Source organism: Lacinutrix sp. MedPE-SW (assembly GCF_001874145.1).
Lineage (GTDB): Bacteria > Bacteroidota > Bacteroidia > Flavobacteriales > Flavobacteriaceae > Lacinutrix.
Genome location: NZ_MPCX01000017.1, coordinates 1 through 15,639 on the forward strand (window position 1 = coordinate 1; position 15,639 = coordinate 15,639).

At 30.6% G+C, this 15,639-nt stretch carries 15 protein-coding genes; 3 read left to right on the plus strand and 12 right to left on the minus strand.

The annotated features are described in order from the left end of the window. A partial coding sequence (locus tag BM549_RS13260; RefSeq protein WP_290470708.1) for a choice-of-anchor L domain-containing protein occupies window positions 1-2,634 on the minus strand: 2,634 nt, incomplete at its 3' end. 280 nt (window positions 2,635-2,914) lie between these two features. Here BM549_RS13260 and BM549_RS13265 point away from each other — a divergent pair. From BM549_RS13265 to BM549_RS13275, 3 genes are all read left to right on the plus strand, one after another. After that, window positions 2,915-4,954: a thioredoxin domain-containing protein gene (locus tag BM549_RS13265; protein ID WP_290470709.1), complete on the plus strand. Its 2,040-nt coding sequence runs from the start codon at window positions 2,915-2,917 to the stop codon at window positions 4,952-4,954. 1 nt (window position 4,955) lies between these two features. Beyond that, window positions 4,956-5,315 carry a DUF1304 domain-containing protein gene (locus BM549_RS13270; RefSeq protein ID WP_290470710.1) on the plus strand — a complete coding sequence of 120 codons (360 nt, stop codon included), beginning with the start codon at window positions 4,956-4,958 and terminating at the stop codon, window positions 5,313-5,315. 96 nt (window positions 5,316-5,411) lie between these two features. Beyond that, window positions 5,412-6,224, plus strand: a complete 813-nt coding sequence (locus BM549_RS13275; protein ID WP_290470711.1) for a mechanosensitive ion channel domain-containing protein — start codon at window positions 5,412-5,414, stop codon at window positions 6,222-6,224. Here BM549_RS13275 and tsaB read toward each other — a convergent pair whose 3' ends face one another. The 11 genes from tsaB to BM549_RS13330 all read right to left on the minus strand — a co-directional run bounded on the left by tsaB (window position 6,225) and on the right by BM549_RS13330 (window position 15,608). Continuing rightward, complete coding sequence (tsaB, locus tag BM549_RS13280) at window positions 6,225-6,902, minus strand: tRNA (adenosine(37)-N6)-threonylcarbamoyltransferase complex dimerization subunit type 1 TsaB (protein ID WP_290470712.1); 678 nt, start codon at window positions 6,900-6,902, stop codon at window positions 6,225-6,227. 6 nt (window positions 6,903-6,908) lie between these two features. Further along, window positions 6,909-8,300, minus strand: coding sequence for a TolC family protein (locus BM549_RS13285; RefSeq protein WP_290470713.1), 1,392 nt, complete (start codon window positions 8,298-8,300; stop codon window positions 6,909-6,911). Continuing rightward, window positions 8,290-9,405, minus strand: a complete 1,116-nt coding sequence (locus tag BM549_RS13290; protein ID WP_290470714.1) for an efflux RND transporter periplasmic adaptor subunit — start codon at window positions 9,403-9,405, stop codon at window positions 8,290-8,292. Before BM549_RS13290 ends, BM549_RS13285 begins: the two co-directional genes overlap by 11 nt. Window positions 9,406-9,467: 62 nt before the next feature. Continuing rightward, window positions 9,468-10,709, minus strand: coding sequence for an ABC transporter permease (locus tag BM549_RS13295; RefSeq protein ID WP_290470715.1), 1,242 nt, complete (start codon window positions 10,707-10,709; stop codon window positions 9,468-9,470). A gap of 2 nt (window positions 10,710-10,711) precedes the next feature. Next, on the minus strand, window positions 10,712-11,941 hold the full coding sequence (locus tag BM549_RS13300; protein ID WP_290470716.1) for an ABC transporter permease: 1,230 nt from the start codon (window positions 11,939-11,941) through the stop codon (window positions 10,712-10,714). Then, a complete protein-coding gene (locus BM549_RS13305; protein ID WP_013870018.1) occupies window positions 11,934-12,635 on the minus strand; it encodes an ABC transporter ATP-binding protein in 702 nt (233 codons plus the stop codon). The genes BM549_RS13300 and BM549_RS13305 overlap by 8 nt, the downstream gene beginning before the upstream one ends. Window positions 12,636-12,759: 124 nt before the next feature. Beyond that, window positions 12,760-12,978 (minus strand): hypothetical protein, encoded by a 219-nt coding sequence (locus tag BM549_RS13310; protein ID WP_290470717.1) that lies wholly within the window; start codon window positions 12,976-12,978, stop codon window positions 12,760-12,762. Window positions 12,979-12,991: 13 nt separating this feature from the next. Then, entirely contained in the window at window positions 12,992-13,540 is a 549-nt protein-coding gene (locus tag BM549_RS13315; protein ID WP_290470718.1) for a DUF420 domain-containing protein, read from the minus strand. Window positions 13,541-13,597: 57 nt separating this feature from the next. Beyond that, on the minus strand, window positions 13,598-14,350 hold the full coding sequence (locus tag BM549_RS13320; protein ID WP_290470719.1) for an SCO family protein: 753 nt from the start codon (window positions 14,348-14,350) through the stop codon (window positions 13,598-13,600). A 43-nt stretch (window positions 14,351-14,393) separates the two neighbouring features. Then, complete coding sequence (locus tag BM549_RS13325) at window positions 14,394-15,125, minus strand: hypothetical protein (RefSeq protein ID WP_290470720.1); 732 nt, start codon at window positions 15,123-15,125, stop codon at window positions 14,394-14,396. 102 nt (window positions 15,126-15,227) lie between these two features. Next, window positions 15,228-15,608, minus strand: coding sequence for a cytochrome C oxidase subunit IV family protein (locus BM549_RS13330; protein WP_290470721.1), 381 nt, complete (start codon window positions 15,606-15,608; stop codon window positions 15,228-15,230). Between the last annotated feature and the right edge of the window lie 31 nt (window positions 15,609-15,639).

Here is a 15,639-nt window from a genome sequence, read left to right on the forward strand (position 1 = left end):
TGGATTAACCGTAATGGTAAAACTTGTTTCCCCAAAACATGTTGGATTAGAGTTATCGTCTACACGAACATATATGGTTTGTGGACTTGACATATTTGGATAAGCTTCTGGTGTTGTTATTGCATTGGTACTTGTTGCAACATCGCCTGGCTGCTCGTAATAACTTACCGTGTAATTTGCCGGATCTTGACCGCTTAAAATAACTGCTTCCTCGGTTGTTAAATCGAATATTTCTACGCCATCGTTTGATGAATCGTCGCAAAGTTCTAGGTTTGAAGGCTGTGCAGCTTCAGCAATAGGATTAATAGTAATTGTAAATCCTTCAGCATCATTTTGAGAAGAAATATAACAAACACTACTCGCTACACTTTCAATTCTAACATATATAATTTCACCAGAACTTGTGTATGGACTTGTTAAAGGATTTGCTCCTGTATCTGCATCTGCTATAGATGAATGATAAGTTACAATAAAATCTGAGGCTGCTTGAGCTCCAAGAACTGCTGCATCTTGGTTTGTTAAATCGAACTCTTCTTGACCATCATTAGAAAGATCATCACAAACCACAATGTCTGGAGCATCATTTAAAGCTACTGTTAAATATTCTAAAGTAAACATGTCTATATCTGCACATGTTCCTGTATTATCTTCAATTCTTATATAAATTATTTCTCCATCGGTACCATTATAATTTACAGGATCTGCAATAGGATTTACTCCAGTCATGGCATCTGCATTAGAATTATGGTAAGACAAGCTATTTGCTGTTTGATCTTGAGCTCCAAAAGCAGGCGCATCGTTTTCTGTAAGATCAAAAACAACAGCTCCACTACCATCATCACACTCTGTAATAGTATTAACTGCTTGTATTGTTGGACCAGGAATAAATTCTATAATAATAGAATCTGACGCCATACATGTAGCAGAGAAAGTAATATCTACAGTATATTCTCCATCTTGAGTAGCATTAAGGGTTGAATTTGTTTCTCCCGGAATTACATCACCATTAAAATACCAAGTATGAGTTGCAGTAGGTAATTGAGTGTCTAAAACTACTGGTGTACCTTGGCACTCTGCTGTACCAGCATTTATAGTAATATCGTCTCCTAAATCACCTCCTAAACTAAAAGAACCAGCTTCTAAAAATACTGCTGAATTAAATGATGTATCTCTAGCATCTGCAACTACAAGTTTTATTCTATAATTATTATTAGGTGTTACATTAGCAATTGCCGCCATTGGTCTTGTATATCCTAAATAATCTATTGGAGCATTTGCTGCAGGTTCTCCACCAGCGCCATGATAAGAATCAAAATATGCTGGGTTTTCTGAAGAACATCCTCCTGCAAAAGCATTATCGCGAACAGTAAAAACAGATACGACATCTGTTGTTCCAGGAACTAATGCTAAATTAGTTGTTGTATTTGTAGATAAATCTGTAAGTAAAAATGCAAATGCATCTGAGAAAGAACATTGAAACGCTCCATACTCATCTGATGCAAATAAGAAATTGAATGTAATAGTATCGGCTAATGGTACAAAATCAAATTCTATAAACGAAGCATTTCTTGAATTTCCAGCAGGTAAATCGTCACCTGGAGTATTATCCAAATCGGTATTAATTGCGGCCTCTAAATCAGCATCTCCTGGCCAAGCACCGCCACCACTACTTTGTATTCCAGACTCTGGTCCTTCGGCCTCCATAGCGTCTCCAGAATTTAAAACTATTCCTGCTTCAAAACCAAATGCACCAGGAAGTGCACTAAAATAACCTATACCATTTACGTCTCCAAAATTAGTTCCTGTACTCCAGTTAATATTAGATACTGCTGCACAAGGACTGTTGATTAAAACATCTTCTACTAATTGAGGTACTGTGTATGTTGTTTGGTCTACATCAATATAAGGTCCTAAAACCTGAACAGTAATTGAGGCTGTTTCAGAACAACCTAAAGGATTTGTGTCTGTAACTGTTAGTGTTGTAGTAAACGTGCCTATAGAATCAAATTGATTTGTTACTGTTTCTCCTGTTCCAAAAGGCGAACCGTCTCCAAAATTCCAATTATAAGTTGCTCCTGTACCATCTTCAGAAAACACAGCACTTCCTGAAAAATCTACTGTACTACCAACTAACACCTGAACTACTCCCGCTCCATTAGCAACAGGATTTGTAGAGTCTATTGAAGGTGTTATTGTTTGACAATCTGTAAAGCAATTAATATCTGCTGCCCAACCAATAGTATTTCCAGTAGCATTACTTACAAACTCTAATGTTAAACAACCAGTTGCACTTGTTATAGATGCCATTATTGTTCCTGGATCATTAGTAACTCCACCACCATCATAAGAACCAATTACTGGAGCAGTTGTATCATCTCCATCATAAATAGTAAGAATGTCACTTCCTCCTTGTGTTCCAAAAGTAGTAAAATCTAATTGTATAAATTGGTCTGGTCCATCTGGACATATTGTAAGCACAAAATTTTCGTCACTTGAATAATTTGCTGAAGGTCCACCTGAATCATATAAAGTCCCTGAACATTGATTAAATGTTCCATTTTGCATTAAAATATCTTGTCCAAAAATTGGAATGGAAATAAATAGTAAAAAGATGATTAGCGTAAAGTTCCTCATTATAAATATTTTTGATATGGTATAATTAGTATACAATAATACTAATAATTAGTTAGTTTATATAGTATTTACTATGCTTAAACTGTTAAACCTTTAGTGTAAATACTTTTTTTTAATTTCATTGTTATACCTGTATAACAATTTAAGATGAGAATATCCTACCTTACTAAAAATTAAATAAAATATTAAAATTGTTATTGTTTCGTTTTTAAGTATATAGTAACTTATTTACATTTTATTACTCTCTCAAACTACTCTTTTATACAAACAATTAAAAAATATGATACATAAATACACTAATGATTTGATAAATGAAACGAGTCCCTATTTATTACAACACGCACATAACCCTGTAAATTGGAAAGCTTGGCATAATTCTGCTCTTGAATTAGCTAAAAAAGAAAATAAACTAATAATAATTAGTGTTGGTTATGCTGCTTGCCATTGGTGTCATGTTATGGAGCATGAGAGTTTTGAAAACGAAGATGTTGCTATTGTAATGAATTCAAACTTTATTAATATTAAAATTGATAGAGAAGAACGACCAGACATAGACCAAGTATATATGAATGCTGTACAATTAATGACAGGTAGTGGTGGATGGCCAATGAATGTAGTTGCTCTACCCGATGGAAGACCTGTTTGGGGCGGAACATATTTTAAAAAAGAACAATGGGTTAATGCCTTAAATCAAATTTCAGAATTATATAAAAAAAATCCTGACAAACTTTATGAGTATGCCACTAAATTAGCGAAAGGCATTAAAGCTATGGATTTAGTTAAGCCTAATACTAATGAACCAAAATTTGATACCACATTTTTAAAAGAAATAATAGCAGATTGGTCTACATATTTTGACACCCATAAAGGAGGAATAGGAAAGGAACCAAAGTTTATGATGCCAAATAATTATCAATTTTTATTACGATATGGCTATCAAAAACAAGATAAAGAAATTCTAGATTTTGTAAATACTACACTAACAAAAATGGCTTATGGAGGAATTTACGACCAAATTGGTGGTGGTTTTTCTAGATATTCTGTAGACGACAAATGGCACATACCTCATTTTGAAAAAATGTTATACGATAATGCACAACTAGTAAGCCTATATGCAGAGGCGTTTGCTTTAACCAAAAACGAATTATACAAAAATGTAGTAATTGAAACACTAGAGTTTATAAAAAGAGAATTAACGGGAACAAACGGTATATTTTATACGTCATTAGATGCAGACAGCTTAACTGAAGATAATGTTTTAGAAGAAGGCGCCTATTACGTATGGAAGAAAGAAGAATTACAAACACTTTTAAAAGACGATTTTAAATTATTTTCCACCTATTATAATGTAAATAATTATGGCTATTGGGAACATAAAAATTATGTGCTTATTAGAGATAAAAGTGATCTAAAATTCACTAACCAAGAGAATATAACATTAGAAAAATTAAAAGAAAAAAAGAAACGCTGGAAATCTATTTTACTTAAAGAAAGAGAAAAAAGGAACCTACCAAGATTAGATGACAAAACATTAACATCTTGGAATGCTTTAATGCTTAAAGGTTATGTAGATGCTTATCGCGTTTTGCAAGATGAAAACTATTTAAATTGCGCCATAAAAAATGCCGAATTTATATTAAACAATCAATTAAAAGAAGACGGTTCGCTTTACCATAATTATAAAAATGGAACATCCAGTATAAATGGTTTTTTAGAAGATTATGCAACAACTATTGATGCTTTTATAGCATTATACCAAGTTACCGCAACAACTAAATGGCTAAACAATGCTAAGGCACTTACAGATTATTGTTTTGATACTTTTTTTGACACCAAAAGTCAACTCTTTTTCTTTACCTCTAATCAAGACAAAAAATTAATTGTACAAACAATAGAATATAGAGATAATGTAATTCCTGCTAGTAATTCAATTATGGCAAACTGCCTTTTTAAATTATCGCATTTTTACAATAATACACACTATTTAAAAACATCTAAAAACATGCTAAATAATATTAAACCAGAAATACATCAATACGGTTCGGCATTTTCTAATTGGATGAATTTAATGCTAAACTTTACAGAACCATTTTATGAAGTAGCCATTACAGGAGATAAAGCCAATGAAAAAGTAAAAGATTTAAATAAAGAATATTTACCTAACAAAATAGTAGCATGTACTGAAAGTAAGAATAGTTTACCTTTATTAAATAACAGATACGTAGAAAATAAAACACTTATTTACGTATGTGTTAATAACACTTGTAAATTACCAGTTACAAATACAAACCAAGCCATTAACCAGTTAAAAATAAAGTAAAATGAATACACTAATAATAATCTTTTCTCTTCTTGTCGCTTTTTTACATTTCTATTTTTTAATACTTGAAATGTTTTTATGGACCAAACCAAGAACAATAAAAGCGTTTGGACTAAAAAATAAAACCTTTGCTCAAGACACTAAAGTTCTTGCTGCCAACCAAGGACTTTATAATGGTTTTATGGCTTCAGGAATTATTTTTGCACTACTATCTAAAAACCTTAGTACATTAATATTTTTTATAAACTGTATTATTATTGCTGGATTATATGGTGCATATTCAACTAAAAAAATAAAATTATTTTACATTCAATCTGTTCCTGCAATAATTAGTTTAGTGCTAATTCTATTATTAACATAATTTTTTATTTATAGCTTTAATTATAACAAAGTGTTAACGTAAAGCTTTTTTTATAGTTAGTAGTTTCGCACTACTAATTTAATACTAAAAGTTATAATGGAATTACAAAAATGGGTAGATAAAGGTTACCAATTAACTATTGACTATGCGCCAAAAGTACTAATGGCTATAGTTATATGGATTGTTGGTGCATTTGTTATTAAATACATTTTAAAAGGTATTGCTAAAGCAATGGATAAGGCTAATTACGACATAAGCCTTAGAAAGTTTTTACTAGATTTAATAAGTTGGATTTTAAAAATTGTATTAATAATAGTAGTGCTTGGTACCGTTGGTGTAGAAACAACTTCTTTTGCTGCAATTATAGCTGCCGCAGGTTTAGCAATTGGTCTTGCATTACAAGGTTCTTTAGCTAATTTTGCTGGAGGTGTTTTAATTATGATTTTTAAACCTTTTAAAGTAGGAGATTATATTAAAGCACAAGGTGAAGCTGGAACTGTTAAAGAAATAGATATATTTACAACAAAACTTACCACTCCAGATAATAAAGAAATTATTATACCTAATGGTAGTTTAAGTAATGGTAATATTACTAATTTCTCTACAGAAGATACTAGACGTGTAGATTTAACTTTTGGTGTTGGTTATGATTCTGATATTAAAAGAACAAAAGAAGTTATACTTAGTGTTATTAAAAGCAATAATTTAATACTACAAGAACCAGCTCCAGCTATTAATGTTTCAGAACTAGCAGATAGTTCTATAAACTTTTTTACAAGAGTTTGGGTAAAAAAAGAAGACTTTTGGGACGTTCATTTTTATTTAATTGAACAAACTAAAGAAGCACTAGATGCTGCGGGAATAGATATACCATATCCTCACAGTGTAGAAATACAAAAAGAAGGCTAATTATTTTTTAGGTTTAGGCTTTAAAGCCACAAAATCTTTTAAATAATAAGGTTCAAAATAAGCGACATCTTCGGTGTCGCTTTTTTTATACTTTGCATATGCTAAAGCACTCATCTCGTTAGCAGATGGTAATTTACCTTCTACAAAAACAGCATTACTATTATCTATAATTGCTTTTGTTTTTTCTACTCCATTGCCCACAAAATGTACTTTCCCTTTAGCTAATTCAGCGCTAAAAGATGTAGCATCTAATTCTTGCGCTTCAACAGCTCTTAAAACTTCAAAATTTGATGTTAATATAGCTGAATATACTTCCATACGTCTAGCATCAATCATAGGCACTATAATACCTTCATTTGTATTTACCTGATGCGCTAAAGATTCTAAAGTAGAAATAGAAATTAACGGAATGTCTAATGCAAAACACAAGCCTTTTGCTGCAGATACTCCTATACGCAAACCTGTGTAAGAACCAGGTCCTTTACTTACTGCTATTGCACTTAATTCTTCTTTTTTTATTTTGGCTTCTTTTAAAACCTCTTCTATAAGAAAATGCAAACGCTCTGCATGAGAAAAATTATTATTAAAATCTTCTTTTAAATGCAAAGTCTCACCATTTTTAGATAGTGAGACCGAGCAATTTGTTGTTGCTGTTTCTATGCTTAATATTATAGTCACGATATATTATTGAGTTATAGGCTTATCAAGATAAAAATCTAACACTTTTGTTTTAAACACATAGTTATATTTTGCATTTAAAAATGATGATTGTGCATTTATTAATCTGTTTCTAACTTGTTCTAATTGAAACGATGTACTTACACCTAAATCGTATTTGTCTTGTTCGTTTTGAAACGCTAATTCTTGAGATTCTAAAGATAATTTAGACGATTCGTATTGTAGTAGTGATGCTTTTGCGTCTGCATAGGCTTGTTCAATATTAGCTCGCAACGTTTGTTTTTCTTGTTCTAATGCTAAAGTAATACGCTCTTTACTAATTTCTGCACGTTTAACATTAGCCTTTGTTCTAAACCCGTTAAAAATTGGAATACTTAAACTAAAACCAATATTGTAACCTAAATTGTTTTCAATTTGCTCTACAAATCCATTTTTTTGAAACTCTACAATTGGTTCTCCTGTAGTAGCATCAAATCCTGTTACAATTTGTAATACATCTTTTTGCCCTTGCAAATGTTGGTAACTTGTACTTGCTCCTGCTCCTAAACTTAATGTAGGGTAGTAAGCACTTCTAGCTATTTCATAATTAAGCTCGGCATTATCAATATTTAATTGTGCGCCTTTAATTTCTGGTCTATTCTCTAAAGCATAAGATAAAATCTCATTAGAGTTTTTATATGCCAATACAGCTTCGGTTAAATCTATATTTACATCTTGAATATCAAAATTTTCGTTTGCTGGTAACTGTAAAAGTTGCGATAAATTTAATAGTGATAAATCTACACTGTTTACAGCATTTACTAAACGTTCGTTATCTGATGCTAATTGAGATTTAGATACTAACAAATCTGCTCTTGCTCTTGCTCCTGCATCTACAAGTTCTTGAACCTGATCTAAACTTTTTTGACTTATAGCTACTTGCTCTTCGGCTTGTTTTACTGCTTCTCTATTAAATAAAATATTTAAGTAAGCATTTACAACATTTAAAGAAATGTTATTTTTTAAAACTTCAAGTTGTATTTTACTACTTTCTATACCTAACTCTGCCTGTTTTTGCAAATTAGTATTCCTGAAACCATTAAATAATGTTACACCTGCATTAACACCAAAACCATTACCACGCGAGTCTCTAGAAATTCTACTTCCGTTTTGATCTATAAAAGAACCAAAATTCCAGTTTTGAGAAGCACTAGCATTTACAGTTGGTAAAAAATTACCTTTAGCTGATATTAAATCTTGCTCTGCTAATTTTTGGTCTAATAATGATTGTCTTACTGTTATGTTGTTTTGTAAAGCATAATCAACACTTTCTTTTAACGACCACTTTTTTTCTTGTGCTGTCGCAGAAAGACTAATTAATAATGCTAACGTAAATTTAATAATATGTTTAGTCTTCATCTTCATTATCTTCTTTTGATGCTTTATTCCACACTTTTATTTTATCTCCTTCTTCTACACCTTCGGTAATTTCAACATTAATTCCATCAGAAAGTCCTAACTCTACGTTTTTCTTTTCAAACTTACCTGCTTCTTTTTCAATTTCAACAAAAGGCTTTTCAGTTATTCTATTAAACTGTAAAAGAGATTCTTTAATAACTAAAACGCTATCCTTGCTTTCCATTTCAATTTCGGCATTTGCACTGTATCCTGCTCTAATTTTTGTAGACTGCTCTACTTCAACATCTGCCTTTATTGTAAATTGTACAGCTCCATTTTCTTCATTTCCTTTTGGAGCAACAAAAGTTAATTTTGCAGGAAATTCTTTTTCGTTAATAGCACCAAGTATTACTTTAATATCTTTTCCTTCTTCAAGTTTTCCTACTTCGGCTTCATCTACTTTTCCTTCAAAAATCATTTTACTCATATCTGCAATAGTAGCGATAGTTGTACCTGCATTAAAGCTATTACTTTCTATTACCTGATCTCCTTCTCTTACAGGTATTTCTAGTACTGTTCCTGGTATTTGAGCTGTGATACTTGTGTTTGCAGAACCTCCACCAGAAAGTGATCCTCTTTTTATTATTTGGTAATTATTTTGAGCCTGACGTAATGCTTCGTTTGCTTGATTTAAAGACAATTGGCTGTTTTCAAAATCTTGACGAGATATTACACCTTTATCAAATAATGCTTTATTTCTATCGTATAATGTTTTGGCATTATTGTAAGAAATTTTAGCTGATGATATTTGACCGCTTGCGCCAACTAAACTTTGCTCGTTTGGTACAACTCTAATTCTAGCAATTAAATCTCCTTTTGCAACAATATCTCCTTCTTCTACAAGAATTTCGTCAATAATTCCTGCTATTTGAGGCTTTAATTCGACTTCTTCTTCTGGGTTTAGTTTTCCTGTTGCTACAGTTTTTGTGTTTATTGATGTATAAAATGGTTTTGCTGTTTTAAAGTCTTCTACAGATTTTGAATTAGAATCTTTAAAATACTTTAACACCCATATTAAAGCAATAACTAGCACTAATATTCCAATGATTTTAAATACTTTTTTCATTTTATTATAATTTACTTCAGTTGGTTTGAAAGCGATTTACTTTCGGTTTTATGTTTAATTTATTATTCTTCTCTTAAGGCGTCTATAGGTTTTACACTAGTAGCTTTGAAAGCTGGTATTAAACCTATCAAGGTACCTAAAACTACAAGTATTACTAATGAAACTAATACTACAGAAATTGGTACAGATGCATTTACTAATACTGCATCTGGGCCTTGACCTGCTAATTTATCTACAAGTATTAAAAGAGATCCACCTGTTATTATACCTAGCAAACCTGCTATTAATGTTATAAATATGGCTTCTAATATTACTTGACGTTTTATTTCAAATGGTGTTGCTCCTAAGGCACGGCGTACGCCTATTTCTTTTGTTCTTTCTTTTACTGTAATTAATAGAATATTACCAATTGCAAATACGCCTGCAAAAAGCGTAGCAATACCTACAAACCATGTTAAAAATTGCATTCCTGATAAAAATCCTGTGATTTTAGCAAATTCTTTTCCTAAGTTAAAACTACCAAAAGCTCGGTTATCTTTTGGGTGTACTTTATTTAGGTTTCTTAGTATAAGTTTAGCATCGGTTTCAATTTGTGAAATATTGTATTCTGGTTTTCCAGTAATCATCATCCAACCAATATTTTCTCCCATATTATAAATTTGCTGAAATGTGGTAAATGGAATATGCATGTCGCTACTTGGTCCCATGTTTGCATTTCCTGTTTCAAACATACCAACAACTTTAAAATTCATACCGTTTAACTGAATGTATTCTCCAATCATTTCGGCATCTTTTTCAAAAAGCTGTTTGTAAATTTCTTCTGAAATTACTACTACTTTTCTATTATCATCAATATCTGTTTGATTAATAAAACGCCCACGAATCATTTTCTTTTTTTGAACTTGATCTAATAATGGATAATCACCATTTACGCCAAAAGTTCCTGATAAAAAATTACGTACTACTAAAGCTTGACTTTGATTTCTTGGTACAACAAACTCTATACCTTCTACATTTTCTTCTATTTTTTTTGCATCACTAATTTTTAACTGCACTTGTCTTCCTTCTTGAAAACCTTTAAATGGTTTACTTGTACTTTGCGCCCAAACAAATACGCTGTTTGTTGCAAAACTACCAAATAGTCTATTAAATGAATTTTCTATACCACGTGCTGATCCTAATAGTGCGATAAGTAGTAAAATTCCCCACCAAACACCAACCATTGTTAGTCCTGTTCTAAGTTTATTTTTACCTAAACTATCGAAGACTTCTTGCCATGTATCTCTTTCTAATAAAAATCGCATAATTAATCGTCTCTTAGTGCTACAATAGGTTTAATTCTCGATGCTTTTTTTGCTGGTACATATCCTGCTAAACCTCCAGCTATAATTAATGTTATTGTTGCTCCAATAACTAAGTTTAAGCTTACAGAAGGATCCTTTATAAAATATTTTTCAAGACTTGGACCTACAAGTTCTAAAATTCCCATACCTAATAATAGTCCAACAAAACCTGCTATTATTGTTATTAAAATAGATTCTAATAGTATAATTAAAACTATAGATTTTGGCGCCGCTCCTAAGGCTTTTCTAATTCCAATTTCCTTAGTACGTTCTTTTACTATAAAAATCATAATATTACTTATACCTACAATTCCTGCTATTAAGGTTCCAAAACCAATTACTAAAACAAGGATTCCTAATATAAACGTCATTTGGTCTACTGCTTTAGACTCATTTGCTAAGTTTCTTACTCGTATGGCGCGTTGGTCGTTTTGAGAAACTAAAAAACGTTCTTTAAGTTTTCTGGTTAACATGTTACTAAAACCTATAGCTGCATCAAAATTCATGTCTGGATTATAGGTTAAATTAATTTGGTCTATGTGGTCGTTATTTCCATAAATTTGTTGTGCTGTAGATACTGGCATATAAATTAAACGCTCTTCATTATCACCACCATCATCACTAAAAACGCCTACAACCTTGTACTGAATTCCGTTTAAGTTTAAGTACTTTCCTATGGCTGTTGTTTTTAAAAATAAATCTTCTTCTACCAAACGGCCAATTACAACTACTTTGGTTTTATTTTTAATATCAGATTCATTTATATATCTACCATAATTTACTTTTGTATTTTCTAGATATTGATGGTCTGGGTTTACTGCACGAATACTATAATTGTTTTTTTCGTTTCTAAAAGATGCAGTAACGTTTAAATAAATTCGTGAAGTAATGTATTGTACCTTATCTCCAAATTCTTTTTTAATCCATTCTTGATCTGCGTTTTCAAATTGAATTTGCCTACCTGCTTGTAAACCATTACTTGCTTTTGAAGTTCTACCAGAATTTATGAATATTGAGTTTTTTGCATCATCTACAAATGCGGTATCAAATGTGTTTAAAAGCCCATTAGTTATACCAAATAACAAGGCAAACAATAATATTGCAAAAGCTACTGTAAAACCAGATAATAAGGTTCTGGTTTTATTCATATTAATACTTTGGAAAATTTCTCTCCAGAGATCTCTATCAAACATATTGCGATGCTCTTACTTGTTCTACAAAAGCGTCTTCCATTATTACACCATCTTTTAATCTCACAATACGTTTACACATACTTGCTATGTCTTCTTCATGGGTTACCATTAAAATGGTTTTTCCTTCGTCATTTAAAGTTTGTATAAAGTCCATTATTTCGTGAGACGTCTTTGTATCTAAAGCTCCCGTTGGCTCATCTGCCAATAATAATTTGGGATTTGCAGCTAATGCTCTAGCTATGGCTACACGTTGTTTTTGTCCACCAGAAAGCTCATTTGGCAAATGCTCTGCCCAATCTTTTAAACCTACTTTTTCTAGGTGAAAAAGCCCTTTTTCAATACGCTCTTTACGTTTTAAACCTTGATAGTATAATGGCAAAGCAACATTATCTAATGCGTTTTTATAATTTATTAAATTAAAAGATTGAAAAATGAAACCCAAAAACTTATTACGGTAAATAGCTGCTTTTTTCTCTGTAAGGTTTTTAATTGGAACGTTATCTAAAATATATTCTCCTTCATCTGCTTCATCTAACATACCAATTATATTTAGTAATGTAGATTTTCCTGAACCTGATGATCCCATAATGGCAACCATCTCTCCACTTTCTACTGAAAGATCAATTCCTTTTAAAACATGTAAGCTAGAGTCTCCTATAGGATAAGACTTATGTAGTTTGCTTATTTTTAGCATAATGGTTAGTTTTTTGGTTGATGTTAGTTACATCATATCCATTAGACTACAAAGGACTTTATTTGTTACAAGTATTTTACTAATAAAATGTTAAAATATTAAAAATACAATAGGAGCATTGGTATTATTTGACTCTAAAATACCTTCTGTAAATGTAATACCCAATGCCAAATACTAATATATAAGGTATTGCTGCTAAATAAATTATACCATCATTTATACTTTTTGCTGTACCTAAACCTTCTTCACTTTCTAATACAGCACGGCACATGGCACATTGAGCATTTGTATTATAAAACGATATTAGTGCAAGAAATAATAGTATAAACTTATTTATTTTCATTTTAAAATTTATTTTAAGCGTAATAAGGTGATATCATTAAATACACTATTACTCCTGTAACTGCTACATACAACCACATTGGATAAGTTATTCTTGCTATTTTTTTATGACGTAAAAAATTATTAGAAATAGCTCTAACATATGTTATTAATACAAATGGTATTACCGCTATAGATAGTATAATATGAGTAATTAAAATAAAGTAGTACACATATTTAATTATGCCTTCGCCACCAAAAACTGTAGAATCACTCGTCATGTGGTATGCGATATACATTAATAAAAAACACACAGATAGTGCAATTGCCAACTTGTTTAACTTTTCGTGTAACTTTTTATTTCCTTTTTTAATAGCATTAACTGAAATTATAAGTACAATAGCAGTTAATCCATTTATAGTGGCATAAATTGGAGGTAAAAAAGTTAGTGGTTCTATGTCTACACCTAAATCTTTAAGTTTAATACCAAATAATGCAGCTACCGCAAGAGGTATGATTATTGACAACGCAACAATCCATTTATTATATTTTTTTTCGTTTTCTATATTTTCTTGTGGTATCATAATTTCGTTTGGGTGTTTACTTTCTCTATTTAATTTAATTTTGGTTTGTAGAGAAGGTTATTCGTCTAATAGCTTTTTAATGTCTTCTTTTAACATAGATATTTCTTCCTCATTTCCATCTTCATCCATTTTTTCTTGCTCACTTATAACACCTTTATAGAATATTTTAGGGTTTCCAAAGGCATCTTTTCTAGATCTTATATAACCATTTTTATCTATTAAAGCAAAATCTCCAGAATGCTCAAATCCCATTTCATCATCTGCTACTTTACCAACAAAAATATTAAAACCAATATTTGCTAAATCAAATATTGCTTTCTCATCTCCTGTCATTAAATTCCAGTTTGGGTTTGTTACACCATAATCTTGAGCATAAGCCTTTAAAACTTCTGGTGTATCTACTTCTGGCATTATTGAAAATGAAGCAATGCCAAAATCATCTTCATTTTTAAATGCGTTTTGAATTTCAATTAAATTTCTATTCATTCTTGGACAAATAGTTGGGCAAGTAGTAAAGAAAAATTCTACTACATACACTTTACCTAAATAATCATCTTGAGTAATTGTTTCACCATTTTGATTTGTAAAACTGAAATTAGGCACTTTTTTTGGAGAACCATTTATTTCGATAAAAGATAATGCTGATGCTTTTTTTTCTTCATCTGAAGGTTTTGCAATACCTACGCTTCTACTATTATTATCTACAATAGAATTATCTTTTATTCTATTTATTATTCTTGGAATAAAAATGATACCAAATACTAGAATTATAAAAGCAATTCCTATGTACGAGTAGTTCTTTTTTTTCATTATTCAATATTATTTAAAAATTGGCCAAACAATTGTATTAAAATTATTCGTTTGGTGCTTCTTGATTTGGATTTAAATCTTTAGCTCTTCGGTTAGACGAGTCTGCTTTATTTCTACCTGATCTTCTATATTCTTCAAGTAACACTCGCATATCTTCAGCAGCTAACTTGTTTTTTATTATAGACACTTCTGACGCGTTATAAGCAGTTAAAGGTCTAACTTTATCTCCTCTTTCTATTTCTTTTTTAGAGCGGTCATCTAAACGTCCTCTTTGATTTAATTCTTTATCTATTACAAAAAAACCGCGTGTGGCATAATTACTATCTAACCTTAAGCTAGAACGTAAACTATTAAATAGTTTATTCATGTCACTTTCACTAGCATATACAAAGTGCCAATATTTATGCTCACTATACTTATTAAGTTCTTGAATTAGTCGCTTAGTTTGTGCTTTTGCTTGCTGAGAAACTAAAATGACAATTTGGAACTTTTTAAAACCTTTAAATTTATTGTAAACTAACTCTTTAAGGTTAGAAGCTTCAACAATTTTAGATTCTGGATCGTTACCTAAAAAACCTAATACTGTGATGTGATCTTTTAATGTTATTTCTGAATTTTTAACCGAAGATAAATTGGTTAAATCTAATACGTTTTCTTTAACAACATCTAACTTATTATAGTTATTTGTAGAAGGATACAACATTAGTAAAAAAGCAACAGGTAAGAAAAACAATACACCTAAAATACTATACTTTTTTATTTTTTTTCTATCCATTTATAGTGAAATTAATAATTATACAAAAATAGAAAAGGTGGTTTAAATAAACCACCTTTTCTTATCTTTTAACTCAATAAAGCTATATGTTATATTGATTTATTAAAAATCTCTTTTAATAAAACCATTAGAGTATACACTTTCTATATATCCACCTTCTTGAAGTAGTATGAATATTAAATAGCAAATTAAAAAAATACCCGTCCATACTACAGCTCTACGTAATCCTTTAGTTTCGTCACGCATGTGCATAAAATCCCAAGTAATATAATATGCTTTAACAATTGTAAGTATAATAAAGATCCAATTTAAGCCTTTCATACCTAAAATCTGTCCCATTAATATTTCAGGCTTATATATACCTAAGACAACTTCAATCGCTGTTACAAAAGTTAAGAATGCTAAAACTCCCCAAATTTTTTGAGTATTAGACTTAAACTTCCATAACCCTCTAAATATTTCTAACTTATGTTCGTGTGCCATTTTTATATTTTTTTAAATCTTATTTAAAAGA

Excerpts from the sequence above, each read along its gene's own strand:
- BM549_RS13330 (WP_290470721.1), bottom strand. The coding sequence starts at position 15,608 with ATGGCACACGAACATAAGTTAGAAATATTTAGAGGGTTATGGAAGTTT.
- BM549_RS13290 (WP_290470714.1), bottom strand. The coding sequence starts at position 9,405 with ATGAAAAAAGTATTTAAAATCATTGGAATATTAGTGCTAGTTATTGCT.
- BM549_RS13320 (WP_290470719.1), bottom strand. The coding sequence starts at position 14,350 with ATGAAAAAAAAGAACTACTCGTACATAGGAATTGCTTTTATAATTCTA.
- BM549_RS13285 (WP_290470713.1), bottom strand. The coding sequence starts at position 8,300 with ATGAAGACTAAACATATTATTAAATTTACGTTAGCATTATTAATTAGT.
- BM549_RS13275 (WP_290470711.1), top strand. The coding sequence starts at position 5,412 with ATGGAATTACAAAAATGGGTAGATAAAGGTTACCAATTAACTATTGAC.
- BM549_RS13325 (WP_290470720.1), bottom strand. The coding sequence starts at position 15,125 with ATGGATAGAAAAAAAATAAAAAAGTATAGTATTTTAGGTGTATTGTTT.
- BM549_RS13305 (WP_013870018.1), bottom strand. The coding sequence starts at position 12,635 with ATGCTAAAAATAAGCAAACTACATAAGTCTTATCCTATAGGAGACTCT.
- BM549_RS13295 (WP_290470715.1), bottom strand. The coding sequence starts at position 10,709 with ATGCGATTTTTATTAGAAAGAGATACATGGCAAGAAGTCTTCGATAGT.
- BM549_RS13315 (WP_290470718.1), bottom strand. The coding sequence starts at position 13,540 with ATGATACCACAAGAAAATATAGAAAACGAAAAAAAATATAATAAATGG.
- BM549_RS13270 (WP_290470710.1), top strand. The coding sequence starts at position 4,956 with ATGAATACACTAATAATAATCTTTTCTCTTCTTGTCGCTTTTTTACAT.
- BM549_RS13310 (WP_290470717.1), bottom strand. The coding sequence starts at position 12,978 with ATGAAAATAAATAAGTTTATACTATTATTTCTTGCACTAATATCGTTT.
- BM549_RS13300 (WP_290470716.1), bottom strand. The coding sequence starts at position 11,941 with ATGTTTGATAGAGATCTCTGGAGAGAAATTTTCCAAAGTATTAATATG.
- BM549_RS13265 (WP_290470709.1), top strand. The coding sequence starts at position 2,915 with ATGATACATAAATACACTAATGATTTGATAAATGAAACGAGTCCCTAT.